The 16,734-nt window shown below is 63.1% G+C and carries 14 protein-coding genes and 1 pseudogene; 12 read left to right on the top strand and 3 right to left on the bottom strand.

What is annotated here, in order from left to right; translation table 11 throughout:
* Nucleotides 1-73: 73 nt before the first annotated feature.
* The gene (locus AC4D6D_RS09465) at nt 74-211 is read right to left on the bottom strand and encodes a hypothetical protein (protein WP_491325075.1); all 138 of its coding nucleotides are present in this window, start codon (nt 209-211) and stop codon (nt 74-76) included.
* Between AC4D6D_RS09465 and AC4D6D_RS09470 the strand changes: the two genes are divergently transcribed.
* The 5 genes and pseudogenes from AC4D6D_RS09470 to AC4D6D_RS09490 all read left to right on the top strand — a co-directional run bounded on the left by AC4D6D_RS09470 (nt 210) and on the right by AC4D6D_RS09490 (nt 4,829).
* A complete protein-coding gene (locus AC4D6D_RS09470; protein WP_491325076.1) occupies nt 210-1,331 on the top strand; it encodes an MFS transporter in 1,122 nt (373 codons plus the stop codon). The two genes, AC4D6D_RS09465 and AC4D6D_RS09470, sit on opposite strands and share 2 nt — an antisense overlap.
* 48 nt (nt 1,332-1,379) lie before the next feature.
* A complete protein-coding gene (locus tag AC4D6D_RS09475) occupies nt 1,380-2,246 on the top strand; it encodes an alpha/beta fold hydrolase (RefSeq protein WP_491325077.1) in 867 nt (288 codons plus the stop codon).
* Between the two features lie 2 nt (nt 2,247-2,248).
* Nucleotides 2,249-2,690 (top strand): annotated as a pseudogene (locus AC4D6D_RS09480) (FAD-binding protein); the annotation flags it as partial.
* A 192-nt stretch (nt 2,691-2,882) separates the two neighbouring features.
* Nucleotides 2,883-3,854: an MBL fold metallo-hydrolase gene (locus AC4D6D_RS09485; protein WP_491325078.1), complete on the top strand. Its 972-nt coding sequence runs from the start codon at nt 2,883-2,885 to the stop codon at nt 3,852-3,854.
* Between the two features lie 150 nt (nt 3,855-4,004).
* Nucleotides 4,005-4,829 (top strand): alpha/beta fold hydrolase, encoded by an 825-nt coding sequence (locus tag AC4D6D_RS09490; RefSeq protein WP_491325079.1) that lies wholly within the window; start codon nt 4,005-4,007, stop codon nt 4,827-4,829.
* Nucleotides 4,830-4,969: 140 nt separating this feature from the next.
* Here the strand turns inward: AC4D6D_RS09490 and AC4D6D_RS09495 are convergent, their stop codons facing one another.
* Nucleotides 4,970-5,698, bottom strand: coding sequence for an AraC family transcriptional regulator (locus tag AC4D6D_RS09495; protein WP_491325080.1), 729 nt, complete (start codon nt 5,696-5,698; stop codon nt 4,970-4,972).
* A gap of 133 nt (nt 5,699-5,831) precedes the next feature.
* On the opposite strand from AC4D6D_RS09495, the gene AC4D6D_RS09500 reads away from it, so the two are divergent.
* From AC4D6D_RS09500 to AC4D6D_RS09510, 3 genes are read left to right on the top strand one after another with little or no spacing between them, the layout of a single operon-like run.
* A complete protein-coding gene (locus AC4D6D_RS09500) occupies nt 5,832-7,319 on the top strand; it encodes an efflux transporter outer membrane subunit (protein WP_491325081.1) in 1,488 nt (495 codons plus the stop codon).
* A complete protein-coding gene (locus tag AC4D6D_RS09505; RefSeq protein ID WP_491325082.1) occupies nt 7,316-8,410 on the top strand; it encodes an HlyD family secretion protein in 1,095 nt (364 codons plus the stop codon). Before AC4D6D_RS09500 ends, AC4D6D_RS09505 begins: the two co-directional genes overlap by 4 nt.
* Entirely contained in the window at nt 8,407-9,981 is a 1,575-nt protein-coding gene (locus AC4D6D_RS09510; protein ID WP_491325083.1) for a DHA2 family efflux MFS transporter permease subunit, read from the top strand. The genes AC4D6D_RS09505 and AC4D6D_RS09510 overlap by 4 nt, the downstream gene beginning before the upstream one ends.
* A 156-nt stretch (nt 9,982-10,137) precedes the next feature.
* On the opposite strand, the gene AC4D6D_RS09515 is transcribed toward AC4D6D_RS09510, so the two are convergent.
* Nucleotides 10,138-12,189 carry a TonB-dependent receptor plug domain-containing protein gene (locus AC4D6D_RS09515; RefSeq protein WP_491325084.1) on the bottom strand — a complete coding sequence of 684 codons (2,052 nt, stop codon included), beginning with the start codon at nt 12,187-12,189 and terminating at the stop codon, nt 10,138-10,140.
* Nucleotides 12,190-12,348: 159 nt separating this feature from the next.
* On the opposite strand from AC4D6D_RS09515, the gene AC4D6D_RS09520 reads away from it, so the two are divergent.
* The 4 genes from AC4D6D_RS09520 to AC4D6D_RS09535 all read left to right on the top strand — a co-directional run bounded on the left by AC4D6D_RS09520 (nt 12,349) and on the right by AC4D6D_RS09535 (nt 16,644).
* Nucleotides 12,349-12,885, top strand: a complete 537-nt coding sequence (locus AC4D6D_RS09520) for a homogentisate 1,2-dioxygenase (protein WP_491325085.1) — start codon at nt 12,349-12,351, stop codon at nt 12,883-12,885.
* Between the two features lie 7 nt (nt 12,886-12,892).
* Entirely contained in the window at nt 12,893-13,846 is a 954-nt protein-coding gene (locus tag AC4D6D_RS09525) for a cytochrome-c peroxidase (RefSeq protein ID WP_491325086.1), read from the top strand.
* 500 nt (nt 13,847-14,346) lie between these two features.
* Complete coding sequence (locus AC4D6D_RS09530; RefSeq protein ID WP_147221070.1) at nt 14,347-14,901, top strand: gluconate 2-dehydrogenase subunit 3 family protein; 555 nt, start codon at nt 14,347-14,349, stop codon at nt 14,899-14,901.
* Nucleotides 14,902-14,967: 66 nt separating this feature from the next.
* Nucleotides 14,968-16,644: a GMC oxidoreductase gene (locus tag AC4D6D_RS09535; protein WP_491325087.1), complete on the top strand. Its 1,677-nt coding sequence runs from the start codon at nt 14,968-14,970 to the stop codon at nt 16,642-16,644.
* Nucleotides 16,645-16,734 lie beyond the last annotated feature (90 nt).

Consider the following 16,734-nt stretch of genomic DNA (forward strand, 5'->3'; position numbering starts at 1 on the left):
GATTCCGTTATACAGACCTAACAAATTGAGGGTCTACAGCAAATCAGGATAGGGTTCCATATTCGCCTCGTAATCACAGCCCACCCTGCGGATCGCCATTCGGGTTCAGTAGCCGGGCATTGTCGTCGAGGTCGATCATGAGCAACCCATCCGTGCTTCCAGCAGACGCGAACATGCCGTCGCGGATCGGCACAAGCCTGACTTTCGCCATGGCGGTGTCCTCCGGACTTGCCGTGGCGAACATCTACTATAACCAGCCAATGCTCGGTATTCTGGAGCATGACCTTCCCGGCGGCCTCACCGGACTGGTGCCCACCGCCACCCAGTTCGGCTACGCCATCGGCCTGTTTGCACTCGTTCCGCTTGGCGATATTATCGAGCGGAAGCGCCTGATACTCTCTCAGTTCGTTATCCTCGCCATCGCCTTGATCGGTGCCGCGCTCGCGCCGTCGGGTGCACTGCTACTGTTTGCATCGTTCGTGCTTGGCGTTGCCTCGACCGTCGCTCAGCAGATCGTTCCACTCGCAGCGCATCTGGCGCCGCCTGAACGACGCGGGGCTGTAGTCGGCACCGTCATGTCCGGCGTGCTCTGCGGCATCCTGCTCAGCCGGACCCTTTCTGGTGTCGTCGCGGCACACGAAGGCTGGAGGGCGATGTTCTGGCTTGGCGTGCCGCTTGCCCTCGGTGCCGGCGGCCTGATGGCGCTCACCCTGCCTCGCAGCGTTCCCGAGGGCCGCAGCACCTACTTCGGTCTCATAGGATCACTGATCCATATCTGGCGTGAATTTCGCGAACTGCGCACGGCCGCGATCACGCAAGCTCTGTTGTTCGGTGCTTTCACTGCCTTCTGGACGATCCTGGCGTTGCACCTGCAGGAACCGAAGTTCGGGTTGGGTTCCGAAGTCGCGGGACTGTTCGGAATTGTCGGCGCCGTGGGGATCCTCGCGGCTCCCGTCGCCGGAAGAATCGCCGACCGGCGCGGGCCACACTTGGTGATCCTTGCTGGCACGGTTCTGACGGTTGTGTCCTGGGTGATCTTTGGCCTGTGGGCTTCGATCGCGGGACTGGTGGTTGGGTGCATCCTACTCGACTTCGCCGTCCAGAGTGCCCTCGTTTCCAATCAGCACATTGTCTACACGCTGCGCCCGGAAGCCCGCGCCCGGCTCAACACCATCTTCATGGGCTCGATGTTTCTGGGCGGTGCAGCCGGCGCAGCTGCAGCGACTGCAACCTGGAAAGCAGGCGGCTGGAGCGCGGTTGCCACTCTCGGTATCGCCCTCGCCGGGATCGCCATGCTTGCACAGATGATCGCCCTGCTTCGGCGGCGCTGATCCAGCCTGCTCACCACTTTTCCCTCCCACGCCAGAACAAGGACTCTGATGATGATTTCGATCGTCAACCATACCCTGCGCGCCAACGGCATCCGCCAGAACTATATCGATGCCGGACAAGGCGCGCCCGTCGTGCTGCTCCATGGCTTTCCCGAGACCAATTACGCCTGGCGCCACCAGATCCCCGTGCTCGGCGAACGCTACCGCCTGATCGCCCCCGACCTGCGCGGCTATGGCGAAACAGACAAGCCCGCGAGCGGCTACGACAAGCGCACCATGGCGAAGGACCTCGCCGCGCTGCTCGACGAACTGGGCATGGGCAGGATCGCGCTGGTCGGCCACGATCGCGGGGCGCGTGTCGCCACCCGCTTCGCCAAGGACTATCCAGAACGTGTCGACCGGCTGGTGGTGATGGACAATGTTCCCACCCGCATCGTCGCCCGCGAGATCAATGCCGAGATCGCCAAGGCCTACTGGTTCTTCCTGTTCCATCTCGTGCCCGACCTTCCCGAAACGCTGATCGCGGGCAAGGAAGAGCAATGGCTGCGCTGGTTCTTTTCGGACTGGTCCTACGATCCTGCTGCGATTTCCGGCGAGGCGTTCGACACGTACGTTCGCGCCTATCGCGCGCCTGGTGCCGTACGCGGGGCGATGGCCGACTACCGCGCCAATGCCGAGGATGTCGCACAGGACCGGGAAGACGCCCATATCAAGATAGCCTGCCCCACACTGGCGCTGTGGGGCGCCGACTTCGGCGCGGTCGGCAAGATGTTCGATATGCCAAAGGTCTGGGCCGAAATGGCCGACGACTTGCGCGCCGTTGCCATTGAGCGCTGCGGGCACCTGCCGCATGAAGAGCGGCCGGAGGTCGTCAGCGCCCTGCTGCTGGATTTCCTCGAAGGCTGGAAAGGCTGAGCATGAGCCCGCTTTTCTCCGAATTCGGCACCATCGTCGGCAAACGCGGCCTGCTGGTCGGGGAAAGCCGGACGCGGCGCTATCGTACGGGCTTCCGCTTCGGATCGGGCAAGGCCCTCGCGGTGGTTCGCCGCGGCAGTCTTGGTCGAACTCTGGCGGGCAGTGAATGCCTGCGCGCAGGCGGGCGTCATCGTCATCATGCAGGCGGCCAATACCGGCCTGACCGGCGGCTCCACGACCGATGGCGACGACTACGACTACGACCGCGATGTGGTGATCGTCAGCACCACCCGGCTCGACGGCATCCACCTCGTGCGCGGCGGCAAGCAGGTGATTTGCCTGCCCGGATGCCGCCTGTTCGAGCTGGAGGACAAAGTGGCCGAAGTGGGCCGCGAGCCGCATTCGCGGATCGGCTCGTCCTGCATCGGCGCTTCGATCGTGGGCTGGGAAGACCCGCGCTGACGCTGCCCAAGGCTATGCTGGGCGGCATCCACTGGTTCACCGACAATGCAAGCGGCGACTTCACCGGGTCCCGACAAGGGCGAACCCGTGATGATGCGCATCGCACGTCACCTTCCAGGCTTCGACAATTCCAGGAAAACCGGTCCCCTTCACCCGATTACCATGGAGCATAGAATGAAACTGAAATCCGCACTCGCGGCAGCCCTGTTACCGGCAATGGCGATCATGCTGGCCCCGGCAGCCTCATCGGCATCGGCACCGATGGCTGCCCAGCGTCAGGCCCCGGGCTTTTACCGCATGCACGTTGGTCGGTTCGAAGTGACCGCACTGCTCGATGGAACCCACATGTTCCCCGTCGATCAGCTCGTCGTAGGCGCCAAGCCGGGTGAGACCGACAAACTGCTTGCCCAGCGCTATCTGGCATCTCCTGTAGAAGGCATGATCAATGCCTTCCTCGTGAACACCGGCGATCGCTTGATCCTTATCGATACCGGAGCGGGCGATCTTTACGGCAAGGAAGCCGGCGGCCTCTCTGAAGCACTGCGCGCATCCGGATATTCGCCGGAGCAGGTCGACGATATTTTCGTCACCCACTTGCACGAGGATCACGTCGGCGGGCTGGTAAAGGATGGCCGGATGGTCTTCCCGAATGCGATCGTCCACGTATCGAAGCGCGACTATGATTTCTGGACGGACGACAAGAACATCGCCGGTATGAGCGCATTGCTCAAGCCCTTCTTCCCCGCCGTCCAGAGCGTCTTGCGGCCGTACAGCGCAATCGGTCACGTCGTTCCGTTCGATGCTACCGAGGCGGACCTCATTCCCGGTCTCCGTCCGGTGGCGGCGCCGGGGCATACGCCCGGACACACCACCTATCTGCTGCATGATGGCAAGGAGGCGATGCTGTTCTGGGGCGATACCGTCCACGTCGCAGATGTGCAGTTCGACGATCCGCATGTGGCCATCGAGTACGACTGGAAGGTCCACGCTGCCATTGAGAGCCGAAACACGCTTTACGCTGAAGCGGTGAAGAATGGCTGGTGGATCGCGGCCGCCCACATCTCGTTCCCGGGCATAGGTCATATCGCGGCCAAGGGAGCGAACGCATACACCTGGGTTCCGGCAAACTATACGCTCAACCGCTGACCCGCTCACGTTCCGAGGGCTGAATTCCGCCCAATAGTAGCGGAAGCGCAACAAGCCTCCGCGATCACATCGAACTTTGAACTGCTCGGCGAGGGATGCGGATCGTGCGTCCTCTCGATCGCAGAAACACGTCTGGAATGGAGAACTGAGATGACCAATTTCGTTGCTGCCAAGGATGGCACCCAGATCTACTACCGCGACTTCGGCAAAGGCCGCCCCATCGTCTTTTCGCACGGTTGGCCGCTCAACGCCGATGCCTGGGACGGGCAGATGCAGTTCCTGGCAAACGCCGGCTTTCGCGTGATTGCCCATGACCGACGCGGCCACGGCCGCTCGGATCAACCCGCCACCGGCTACGACATGGATACTTTCGCCGACGACCTTGCCGCGGTGATCGATAGTCTTGAACTCGAAGATGCCATCCTCGTTGGGCATTCCATGGGCGGCGGCGAAATCGTACGCTATGTGACCCGCCACGGAACCGCTCGTGTGGCCAAGCTCGTGCTGCTTGGCGCAGTTACCCCGCTGATGGGGGCCACCGCCGGTAACGTAGACTGCGTACCGATCGAAGTGGCTGACGGCGTGCGCAAGGCCGTGATGGACAATCGCTCGCAACTGTTCCTCGATCTTCCCGATGCCTTCTTCGGCATGGATCAGGACGGTGCCGCAAAGAGCGAGGGGTGGCGCATGGCCTTCTGGCAGCAGGGCATGTCGGGTAGCCTCCAGGCTCAATATGCATGCATCGAGCAGTTCTGGGCCACGGATTTCCGTGAAGAGATGAAGTCGATTTCGTTGCCTTCGCTGATCATCCACGGCAGCGGCGACTACATCGTTCCGCTAGAGACAACCGCCAAGCGCGCCGCCGAGATCCTTCCGAACGCTACTCTCAAGGTATATGAAGGAGCCGCGCATGGCTTTCCTGTAACCCATCGGGGCCAGCTCAACGCCGATCTTGTGGATTTTGCTGGCCGCTGACGCTCCGAAATCGGTAGCTCAGGCCAAATCAAGAAGCGAACCAACCGAAATGGCCCGGACTTTGCGGGGATCAGATCCAAGACATTCACTATAGACATTCAAGGTTCTTTGTGAAGTACTTGGCGCTAACCTGACCCACGTCATACCCGGTTCTCCAGGTAAGCTCTGGGGGAGACGCCCATGGTGCGCCGGAACATGGCCGTGAACGCGCTGGGGCTGTCATAGCCATGCTCCAGCGCGACGGCGAGCACGGAGACGCCCGCCGCCAGTCTGGGAAGGCTGAGCAGCAGACGCATGCGCCGCAGCCAGTCGCCGAAGCTCATGCCGAGTTCGCGATCGAACATCCGCGCGAGAGTCCGACTGCTTACGTGGATTTCCTGGGACAGCCCCTCCAGTGTCACCGGGCGGGCGGGATCGGCGATCAGTCTCTGGCATAACCGGACAAGGCGGGGATCACGCGGCATCGGGACATGCAGGTGCAGGCGCGGCGCGGCGGCAATCTCGTCCAGGATCAGTTCCATGACCCGCTCGTCCCGGCCGCCCGTGGCATAGTCCAGAGGAATGCGCGTGGCGGCGACGATCGCCTCGCGCAGGAATGGCGAGACTTCGATCACCTCGCAGGCCTGCGGCAGATCGGGCCGCGCATCCTCCCGAACGAAGACGGTGCGCATGGGCACGTTGCCCGCGATGCGGATGGCGTGATCCTGCGCGGGCGGCATCCAGACGGCGCGGCCCGGCGGAACGATCCAGCTCCCCTCGGGCGAGGTCACGGTCATGACCCCGCCCAGCGTGTGGATCAGCTGCGCCCGGCCATGCCGGTGCGGCGCGATATGCTCCCCATCCGGATGATCGCTTGCAAACGCCGCCACCGGCCTTGGTGAGCTTTCACAATCTTCGAGCCTGCGCAGTTTGTCCATTTCGCGATGATGATTGTCATTCCCAAGAGAGAATGACAACCGCGAACTCTCTAGCAGGCGGGCCTCGTCACCGACTGGATCCGTCATGCCCTATTTCCTGCGAGGCCCGAGCGCCTTCATCCTCGCCCCTTTGTTGCTCGGCAGCTGCGCGCATGCGCCTTCGGCACCGCCGCAAGCGACTGTCGCGCTACCCCCGTCCGATGGAGCTGTTGACGGAACGCTGCCCGCCGAATGGTGGCGGCTCTACCGCGAACCGGCTCTGGATGCGCTGGTGTCCGAAGCGCTGACCAATAACCGCGATCTGCGGGTGGCGGCGGCGAATCTGCTGAAGGCCCGCGCGGAACTGGGCGAGACACAGGCGAAGCGCGGCCCCTCGACCGGGCTTTCCGTCGGTGCCGGCTATGGCAGCACTTTGCAGGACCAGATTGCCGCCGCAGCCGATGGCGGCGATTCCATCCGCACCGGCTCACGCTTCGATGCTGGTGCCGAACTGTCCTGGGAGCTTGATCTGTTCGGTCGCCTGAAGTCCGGCGTCAAAACCGCCACGGCAGAGTTCGCCGCAACCGCCGCCGATGCCGACGGCATTCGCGTGTTGATCGCTGCCCGTGTGACCGGCGCATGGCTCCAGGCCTGCGGCATCGCGCATCAGACCGCCCTCGCCCAAGAAATGCTGACACTGGCCGAACGTAACCGCGATGTCGCGCAGGCCTTAGCGGCAGCAGGGGCAAGTTCCCCGGCAGACCGGTTGCGGGCGGAGGCACAGGTTGCCGAGGCGGCGGCCGAAATTCCGGCGCTCGAAGCCGGTCGTCGCGCGGCCCTGACGGAGTTGGCGATTCTGACCGGCCGTCCGCCGTCCCAGATACCGGGATCGGCAGCGGCCTGTACGCGCCTGCCTGTCCTGAACGGTGGGCTTCCGAACGGAGACGCCGCATCCCTGCTGCGCCGCCGCCCGGACGTGAGAGCCGCGGAGCAGCGCCTTGCCGCCGCGACGGCGCGGATCGGGATTGCGGTGGGCGATCTCTATCCGCATGTCTCGCTGGGCGGCGGGCTCGGCCTGTCATCGCCTTCCGCCAGCGGGCTGACGTCCCGCGAGAATGCCGTCTGGCGCCTCGGTCCCTTGCTGAGCTGGAGCTTTCCTAACCTCGGCGCTGCGCGCGCCCGCATCGCCGGTGCCCGCGCCGGAGAGGCCGCTGCGCTGGCTCGCTTCGATGCCGCGATCCTGACGGCACTCGGCGAGGCCGACCGGGCCGCGCAAGGCTATCGCGCCGCACTGGATCGTCAGGCGCAATGGTGCATCGCACAGGATCGCAGCGGAAGGCTTGCGGCCATGACCCGCGCCCGACGCGCGGCGGGTGCCGCGACCGCGCCGGACATGTTGGACAGCGACCGCGCCGACCTTTCGGCAAGGCGTGCACTGGCCCAGGCCGATCTCGATCTCGCCGCCGCTCAAGTGCGCTTCTTCACCGCGCTCGGCAGCGGCTGGGAAGACGCCCCGGCGGTCCCGCTGCCTGTACCCGACAGGTCGCCCCCCACCACCAGGAACACCACCAAGAACAGGGTCCTCGCAAAGTGAACAAGTTGATCCCGCACATTCCTCGTCGCCATCTGATGATCTGTGGCGGCACCGTGCTCCTGCTCGCGGGCGGAGCCTATGCTTTGCACTGGTGGACGAGCGGACGGTTTCACGTCGTCACCGACAACGCCTATGTCCGCGCCGATGTCGTGACGATCGCGCCGCGCATCGGCGGCGAAGTCGTGGCCGTTGCGGTCACGGACGACCAGTGGGTCAGCGGAGGCGCCATCCTGGCGCGCATCGATGACCGCGATTACCGCGCGAAAGTCGAACAGGCCGTGGGGCTGCTGGAAGCGGCCAGAGCCGAAGTGGCCGCGCAGCAGGCCCGCATTGCCAACCTCGACGCGCGTACTGCCCGGCAACGGGGGACGATCGCGCAGGCTGCGGCCAGCCTTTCCGCTCACCAGGCCGACGCCGTGCTGGCCCAGCGCGAATACCGGCGCCAGGTCCTGCTGGCGAGCCAGGAGGTGACGAGCGAGCAGATCCGGCAATCCGCCGAAAGTGCCGCGCGTCGCACCGGCGCGCAGCGGGACGGCAGCCGCGAGGGGCTGGCCGTCGCCCGCGCCGAACTGCCCGTACTCGCCACCGAAAGAGCCGCCGCCGTCGCGGATCTCGACAAGGCGCACGGAGCCTTGCGCCAGGCCCGGGCCGGATTGGCCGCCGCCCGTCTCGACCTGTCGCGCACGGTCATCCGTGCGCCTGCGTCCGGCCGGATCGGCCAGCGCAGTGTGCGCGCCGGACACTATGTCGAAGCCGGAACGCCGCTTATGGCAATCGTTCCCGCCGAAACGTACGTCATCGCCAATTACAAGGAAACGCAGACCCGCCGCATCCGCGCTGGGCAAAGCGTCCGGATCAGCGTCGATGCCTTCGGCGGCACCGAACTGCACGGCCATGTCGAGAGCCTCGCCCCGGCTTCGGGCGCGCAGTTCGCCCTGCTTCCCCCGGACAATGCGACCGGCAACTTCACCAAGATCGTGCAGCGCATGCCGCTGCGCATCCGGATCGATCCCGGCCAGCGCGAGGCTGCCGACCTAAGACCCGGCATGTCGGTGGAAACCAGCGTCGATACGGCGGACCTCGATCGATGAGCGCGGCGGCAAGGGACGCGGCCTCCGGACATGTCTCGCTGCGCGCCTGGGTGGCCGTGCTGGGTGGGGTGGTCGGCTGCTTCATGGCCGGCATGAACGTCCATGTCACCAATGCCTCGCTGCCGCAGGTGCGTGGCTCGCTCGGCGCCTCCTTCGAGGAAGGCTCGTGGATCACGACCGCCTACCTGGTGGCGGAGATCATCGTCATACCGATGGCGGGCTGGCTGGTTTCGGTCTTCTCGATGCGCCGGGTGCTGATGGTGGGAACGGGCGGCTTCATCCTGTTCTCCATCGCCTGCTCGCTGGCGCAGGACATCGACACGATGATCGTCGCCAGAGCCTTGCAGGGGGCATTCGGCGGCGTGCTCATTCCGCTCTCATTCCAGATCATCGCGACGGAGCTGCCGCCCGCCCGCCTGCCCTTCGGCATGGCGCTGTTCGCGGTGGCCAACAATGTCGCACAGGCGGCCGGACCGTCGCTGGGCGGCTGGCTGACCGAGGCCTACGACTGGCGCTGGATCTTCTATCTGCAGGTGCCGCCCGGCCTGCTGCTGCTCGCCGCGATCGGCTGGGCGACACCCCGCTCTCCGGCAGCGCTCGACCGGTTGCGCAAAGGCGACTGGGCGGGGATCGCGACGATGGCGGTCGGGCTGGCCGCGCTCCAGATCATGCTGGAGGAAGGCGGACGGAAGGACTGGTTTGCCTCCACCTTCATCGTCGGCGCCGCCATGATCGCCGCGCTGGGCTTGATCGCCTTCGTCGCCATCGAGCTGCGCCGCCGCGATCCCTTCATCGACCTGGGTCTGCTCGCCCGCTACAATTTCGGCATCGCCAGCCTGATGCAGTTCACTTTCGGTGCGGTGGTATTCGGCGTGGTGTTCCTGGTGCCCAACTACTTCGCAGAGACGCAGGGCTATAACGCGCAGGACATCGGCCTGACGATGATCCCCTATGGCCTCGTCCAGCTCGTCATGTCCTTCGCCACACCGCCGCTGATGCGGCTGACGAGCGCGCGGACGATCATCATGCTGGGCTTCGCGATCATGGCGGCGGGCTGCCTGATGAACATCCATCTGGACGGTGATGCCGCCGCCAATGTCATCGTTCCTTCGCTGGTGGTGCGCGGGATCGGCCAGTCCTTCATCGTCGTTGCGCTGGGGGTCATGGCGGTGAACGGTCTGGAGAAATCGGAAATGGGTTCGGCTTCGGGTCTCTTCTCCACCGTGCGCAACGTCGGCGGCGCGATCGGTATCGCGCTGGCCGGCCAGTTCGTGGTGGAGCGTGAGAAACTGCACGCCGCACGCATCGGTGACGCGGTGACGCCTTTCTCCGCCATATTCAGGAATCGAACGGTCGAATGGGTGCAGGCGCTCGCCCACCACCACCTGGACCGGCACGCCGCGCTCCACGCCAAGGCGGCGGAACCGCTGCGCCGGCAGGCACTGGCAGTGATGGATCAGGCTCTGCACCACCAGGCGCTGCTGCAGTCTTATAGCGATGCCTTTCTCGTGGCGGGCATCTGCATGCTGTTTTGCGCGGGCGGAAGTTTCCTTCTCCGAACGAAGCAATAGTCCCCGCTTAGACGTTCTTTCAGGTTTCAACCTGAAAGGCATCTGGCGGCTGTTGGCCCCTTGGATGTCCGGTTCCCGCGTCAGCGGGCATTCCAGCGATTGGAAGCACGGTATGTACATAAAGAAGAGGCGGCCGAATGGCCGCCTCTGTTTCATTCAGTACTTGAAACCGAAGTTCAGGAAAAAGCTGCGACCCGGTTCCGGAAAACCATCGGTGAGCACATAGTAATCGTCGAACAGGTTGCGCACGCCCGCACCAATCTCCACGCCTTCGCGCAGCGCGTAGTTCACCGTGAGGTTAGCCTGCACATAGCTGCCGGTGCGGTAATAGCGCGTGCCTGCCGTATTCACCGTCCAGCGGTCCGAGGCGATGTCGGCGCTGGGCAGCACGTGCAGCCCCTCGACGGGCGACCAGTCGGCCCAGACGAAGGCCTTGTGCGTGGGCACGCCGGTCGGCTGGAAAGCGTTATTGGTCGGATCGTCGAGATCGCGGTGGGTGTAGGTGTAATTGCCGCCGAGGCTGAGTGTGGAGGACAACTTTGCCGTGAGCGCGATTTCGCCGCCGTAGTAATTGCCGCTGCCGAGATTGCGGCTCTGCGTGACCGGCTGCCCCTGGAACACGGTAGGGAAAGCGACGATCACATTGTCGAGATGCGAATAGAACGCCGCAGCTTCGGCATGGAGCGGGCCGATGTCGCGCGCGCCGCCGATCTCGTAATTGGTCGCGCGCTCGGCCTTCAGGTCGGGACTGGACGTTGCCCCGCCGAACCGCGAGCTGAAACGCTCGAAGATCGTCGGGAACCGCGCACGCGAGGAGATGCCGGCGTGAAGGCTCGTCTGCGCATCAACGCTCCAGACGAGCTGTGCCTGTCCGTTCAGCGCCTGTCCGTTGTGCAGCGGATATTCGATCAGCGTATTGTTGGCGTAGTCCTCCGCCCGCGACAGGTTGCGCCAGTCGAAGCTCACGCCTGCGGTGAAGGCCAATGCCGAAGTCAAGTCGAGCTTGTTCTCGGCGGCGATGCTGTAGGTTTCCTCGACGCTGGTCTGCTTCGGCTCGGTTGCGCCCGAAGGGAATGCCTGTTGCCACTCGACGTGCTTGTCGCGCCGATAATGCGCGGCAATGCTCAGGCGGTCGATATCGCTGACCTCGACGTCCAACTGTGCCGAGCCGCCCCAGGCTCTGTCTGCATAGTAGCTGTTGAACGCCCGTCCCTTGCTTTGCGTGGTCTGGCTGGCATCGTCGAAGGCGCGAAGCAGGTTGTCGAAGCTGTTGTGGTAGACGCGGGTCTTCAGCGTCGCCCGATCGCCTAACGCGGTGGTGGAAAGGAAGTAGATGCTCTCGATGTTCCAGTACGGCCACGACCAGTTACGCTGAGAGGCGGCCGTGTCGGTAATGTGCAGCGGCGCGTTCTTGGAGCCCTCCTGCCGGGTATAGCTGATCGAATATTCGTCGGTAGCGTTCGGCGTGAAGCCCAGCTTGGCATTGACCCGCCAGTCCTCAGTGCGGGAGAAGCCGCGTCGGCCGCCGTCCTCGGCTGATCCGGTGATCGGCTCATAGCCGCCGGGAAGATCCCAGTGGTCGGTGAAATTGCGGGTGTAGCTGGCCTGCGCGTACCATTTGTCCTGCTTCGTGCCGAGCAGGGCGAAGACATTGTAGCCGGCATATTCCGCTTCGCGCCCAAGGTTCAGGGTGCCGCGCGCCTCGGCCTCGATCGACTTGGTGGGTTTGCGGGTGACGAGGTTGATCGCGCCGCCCATCGCGCCTGGCCCGTCGAGCACCGAGGCATAGCCCTTGGCCACCTGCACTTGCGCGATATCGGACGTTAGGAAGCGGCCATAGTCGAGCCGTCCGTCGGCAGGCAGGTAGACCCGGATACCGTCGATGGAGAGCGGTACCTGATAACGATCGAAACCGCGCACGTTGATCAGCCGCTCGTTGCGCGAGCCGCCGGTGTTTGACGACGAAACACCCGGCATCAGGTTTACTGCATCGTCCAGGCTGTTGCGCTGGAACAGCGAGATCGCCTCGGCATCGAGCGTGGAGGATGTGATCGAGGGCCCGCCGGGCGCCGGCGCGGTAACGACGATTTGTCCAAGGGTGAAGGCATTGCCACGCTGCGCGTCTTGTTCGGGCGCTGCTGACTGCGCAAGCGCGGGACTGGCAATAATACAGGAAAGGGTAAAGGCAGACGCAGTTGCGAAACGCATGAAAAGAAGCCCCTGTGTTTTGTGCTGTCGTCGTCGTGACGAATCGCTATATCCGGCCGTATATAGTTTTTGTGCGATGCAAAAGTGAGCGAATAGGAAGTCATGGTGGTTGGATGCAAAGTTGCGCGTGCCAAAGGCGGAGCGGTTCTGACCGCATTGGTGATACTGGCCTCTATCGGCGGCGCCATGGCCCAGGATATGTCGACGATGGTGGCGGGCCATGCCTCTACGGCGCTCGTCCCGCAACGTGCCTGCGAAGCTAACCCCGCCGCGCTGTCCGGAGAACTCTCCGGTTGGAACAATCGGGCACCCTTGGTCTCAGCGCAGGCAGCGGGGGCAGTGGCGCGGCTGACGCTCGGGAGGGCCGTGAACGGCATGCTCAGCCCAACCCCTGAGGTCAGCTATGTCCTGCGACCCGAAAAGCCGGGCGGTTCGGTAAGTTTCGGCGGTATCTATACTTTCACCGTCCCCAAGGCGGGTCATTACCGCGTGGCGCTCGGCTCGGCAGCGTGGATCGACGTGATCAATGCCGGGAACCCCACCAAAGGCCTGACCTCGATCGCGCACGGCCACGGGCCAGATTGTTCGGGAATCCGCAAGATGGTTGATTTCGCGCTCGAACCGGGGGACTACATCCTGCAGATTTCGGCCAACGCCCAAGCGGAGCTGCCGCTGCTCGTCACTCGCCTTCCCTGAGGCTGATGTGCGTTATGCCCTCATTGGACTGCTCCTGATCGTCACTGGATTTTCCGGTCCGATGGCGCTCTCTCGCGCGGCCCAGCAACTCTCTCAGGACACAAAAGCAGCTCGTATCGAACTGGGCAGGCGACTCTTCTACGACGCCGATCTCTCGATCAACGGCACGATGTCCTGCGCGACCTGCCACGAGCAGCACCATGGTTTTGCCGATGGCAACCGCTCTCATCCCGGCGCACTCGACGATCCGGGGCGGCGCAATGTACCCACGCTCGCCAACGTCGGGGACTTTCCTCGCCTCACATGGGCCGATCCGCGGCTAACCAGTCTGGAAGAACAAGTGGCGGTTCCAATGTTCGGTGACCACCCCGTGGAAATGGCGATGAAAGGGCACGAGGTCGAGATTGCCCGGCGCCTCGGCCGCGATCGCTGCTATCGTGCACAGTTCTTGCAGGCGTTTCCCGAGAGCGATGGCGCTATCGACTATCCCAAAGTAGCCAGCGCTCTCGCCACCTTCGAACGCGCACTCGTTTCGCGGGGAAGTGATTGGGACAAGTCTATCCTGAGCCATCAGGCCCGGGAGGGCGCGGAAATCTTCAAGCGGAGCTGTGCGAGTTGCCACAGCGGCGTGAACTTCACAGACTCGCGCTATCATCGCATCGGTGCCCTACCGGCCTTGGAAGCCGCCGATACCGGACTTGCCGAGGTCACTGGTCGCCCCGGCGACCGTGGCCGCTTTCGCACGCCCAGCTTACGCAACGTAACCGTTAGTGCGCCTTACCTGCATGACGGTTCAGCCGTGTCCTTGGATGCTGCGATCGCCGCTCACACCCGGAATGCGACAATATCGAAAGCGGGTCGCCGTAAAGTAATCGCTTACCTTGCCAGCCTCACCGATCATGCCTTCCTGACAAATCCGGCATACTCGTTGCCGACGGTGGCTTGCGGTAAAGCGCTGTAAGTTCTGCGGATTGATCTCGTTCGTTTCATTGAAACTGTCATAGGCCCGATGCGTCGCCTGCCACCCCCTTATGCAGCGCGGTCGGATAGCATGGATTAGCCGCCAAACCGGCTCGTATCGGCAGCACTTGACGATCTGCGGAGTCATGTCTGGACGGATCGCCGCGCGATCGGTTTTCTCGCAGCCACCACCACGCAGAAAGATCTATGGCCCGAACCTTTCCAGTGACGTTCACCATCGCGGCTAGCCGATCGCAAGAGAAGCCGACACGACGATATTGATAACGATAACCAAGACGGACACGCCGGAGTTCAATGCCATTGACTGGCCTATCGATTCATGCCTAATTTGCCCTACTAATAATATGACCGGGTGAGGAAAATGACCAAGAGATACTCTTGTGCATCTGTCAAATGCGCCAAAATGATAGCGCTATCATATTTTGGATCCCATCTGGAGAAATCCCGTCCGGCAGGCGGCCGTCATGATGGTGAGCAGTAATGGACCGCAGGATAGCCCTCGCGTCCATCATGGGCATGCTGGGAGCGAACATCTTCGCCCCGCTTGCACGGGCCCTCGCCTACCAGCCGAACCCGGCCATCAATACTGGCGCGCCTGAGATCGTATTCACGCCTGCACAAAGAGCGCTGGTCACGGCACTGAGCGAACGCATCCTGCCGACGTCCGATACGCCCGGTGCAATTGCCGCGGGCGTGCCCGAATATATCGAGCATATGCTGGGCGACTGGGCGATCACCGATGAACGGGCGACGATCTTCGACGGCTTGACCGCCATCGATACGCGCAGCATCGCCGATTATAAAAAGCCGGCCATAAAGGCCTCTGCCGCGCAGCAGGACGCGTTGCTGACTCTTGCGATGAACGGCGAACTGTCGGGTGGCGCTCCCTTTTTCGAAGCGTTCCGCCAGCTTGTCATCACCGGCTATTACACATCTGAAATCGGCATCACGCAAGAACGTGAATATCTGCCCGTACCTGGCGAGTATGATGGGGCCTACCCCTATGCGAAGGTCAAGCGGATCTTCTCCTCATAAGTCGAGCGATCGCCTTCGACCCTCGATTCCATTCATTTCCGACACTCTCATCGGACGGGCAAAATCATGGCTGCAACAGATCGTTTCGACGCTATCGTCATTGGTTCGGGCGTCAGCGGCGGCTGGGCCGCAAAAGAACTTACGGAAAAGGGGCTGCGCGTCCTTATGGTCGACCGCGGTCGCATGGTCGAACATGGGGAAGATTATCCCTTCGATGGCAAATCGGCCTATGACATTCCGGCGCGTGGCAAGATGCCGGCCGCCCTTGCCAAGAGCGATTATTTCGCACTCAACGGCTGGGTTTCGCCCGCCACCCAGCCCTTCTTCATCAACGACCGGCTCAATCCCTACGACTATGACGCGCCCAACAAGTTCAACTGGGTCCGTCCTTCAGTGGTCGGTGGCAAGTCGCTGACCTGGGGGCGTTGGAGCTTCCGCTGGAGCCAAGCCGATTTCGAGGCCAACAAGCGCGAGGGCGTGGGGACCGACTGGCCCATCCGCTATGACGATGTCGCGCCCTGGTACAGCTACGTCGAAAATTATATCGGCGTTTCGGGTGGCCGGGAAAATCTGCCTTACCTTCCCGACAGTGAATTCATGCCGCCCTTCCCGATGAACGTCGCCGAAAAATGGCTGAAGGAACGGCTGGAAAGCGAATTTCCCGGACGCAAGCTGATCAACGCGCGCCTCAGCAACATCACGGAAGACAAGCCAGAGCAGAATCGCACCCGCTGTCAGAAGCGTGCGCAATGCGACCGCGGCTGCAGTTTCGGCGCCTATTTCTCGACCCAGGCCGTCACGCTGCCCGCCGCCCGCGCTACGGGTCGGCTGACGCTGCGTTCGGACAGCTGGGTTACCAACCTGGAATATGACCCGACAAAAAAGCGCGTGACCGGCGTCCGGATGGTCGACGCCAACACTGGCCAGGTGGAAGTCGTCCAGGCCCGCATGGTCTTTCTGTGCGCATCGGCAATGAGTTCGCTCCATATCCTGCTCAACTCCCGCCCTGCAGGCAGCGAACGCAGCTATTTCCATTCCAACGGTGCGCTTGGCAGCGCGGTGATGGATCATATCTTCCGCGTCGGCGTATCCGGCGACATTCCGGGCATGAGCGAATTTGTGGAATATGGCCGACGGCCCGGCGGCGTCTACGTGCCGCGTTTCCGCAATCTGGAAGCGGAGGATCTGCCCTTCAAGCGCGGCTACGGCTTCCAGGGCGCCGCCGGCCGTCAGGCGTCCGCGCCTAAAGGCTTCGGCCTGTCCATGAAGCACGGGATGCGCGAATATGGCCCGTGGCGCTTTTCAATGAGCGCCTTTGGGGAATGCCTGCCCTATGACGACAATCGCGTCATGCTGAACCATAGCAAGACCGATCGCTTCGGTACGCCGCTGTTGCGCTTCGACGTCCGCTTCCGCGACAATGAAATCAGGATGATGGACGATGCGCTGGAACAGGGCCTGCTGATGCTGCGCAAGGCGGGCCTCACGAACGTGACCGGCGGTCGCGGCAAGCATGTACCAGGTGAGGCGATTCATGAAATGGGCGGCGCCCGAATGGGGCATGATCCCGCCACGTCGGTTCTGAACAAATGGAATCAGGCGCATGACGCCGCCAATCTGTTCATCACCGACGGTGCGCAGATGGCCTCTGTGTCCTGCGTCAATCCATCGCTTACTTTCATGGCGATGACCGCCCGAGCCGCCGATCAGGCGGTCAAGCAGATGCGCGCCGGGGTGATCTGACCCGGCAAGCAGGGTTCAGTTCGTTTTAGCTGCCGCATTTTGCCCCTTCCACCCTGTGGCAAAAGGACCAGTCCAGCCACAGGTGATGGT

The sequence above is a fragment of the Novosphingobium sp. BF6 genome, assembly GCF_058273105.1.

Excerpts from the sequence above, each read along its gene's own strand:
- AC4D6D_RS09470 (WP_491325076.1), top strand. The coding sequence starts at position 210 with ATGGCGGTGTCCTCCGGACTTGCCGTGGCGAACATCTACTATAACCAG.
- AC4D6D_RS09465 (WP_491325075.1), bottom strand. The coding sequence starts at position 211 with ATGGCGAAAGTCAGGCTTGTGCCGATCCGCGACGGCATGTTCGCGTCT.
- AC4D6D_RS09475 (WP_491325077.1), top strand. The coding sequence starts at position 1,380 with ATGATGATTTCGATCGTCAACCATACCCTGCGCGCCAACGGCATCCGC.
- AC4D6D_RS09485 (WP_491325078.1), top strand. The coding sequence starts at position 2,883 with ATGAAACTGAAATCCGCACTCGCGGCAGCCCTGTTACCGGCAATGGCG.
- AC4D6D_RS09490 (WP_491325079.1), top strand. The coding sequence starts at position 4,005 with ATGACCAATTTCGTTGCTGCCAAGGATGGCACCCAGATCTACTACCGC.
- AC4D6D_RS09500 (WP_491325081.1), top strand. The coding sequence starts at position 5,832 with ATGCCCTATTTCCTGCGAGGCCCGAGCGCCTTCATCCTCGCCCCTTTG.
- AC4D6D_RS09510 (WP_491325083.1), top strand. The coding sequence starts at position 8,407 with ATGAGCGCGGCGGCAAGGGACGCGGCCTCCGGACATGTCTCGCTGCGC.
- AC4D6D_RS09515 (WP_491325084.1), bottom strand. The coding sequence starts at position 12,189 with ATGCGTTTCGCAACTGCGTCTGCCTTTACCCTTTCCTGTATTATTGCC.
- AC4D6D_RS09530 (WP_147221070.1), top strand. The coding sequence starts at position 14,347 with ATGGACCGCAGGATAGCCCTCGCGTCCATCATGGGCATGCTGGGAGCG.
- AC4D6D_RS09535 (WP_491325087.1), top strand. The coding sequence starts at position 14,968 with ATGGCTGCAACAGATCGTTTCGACGCTATCGTCATTGGTTCGGGCGTC.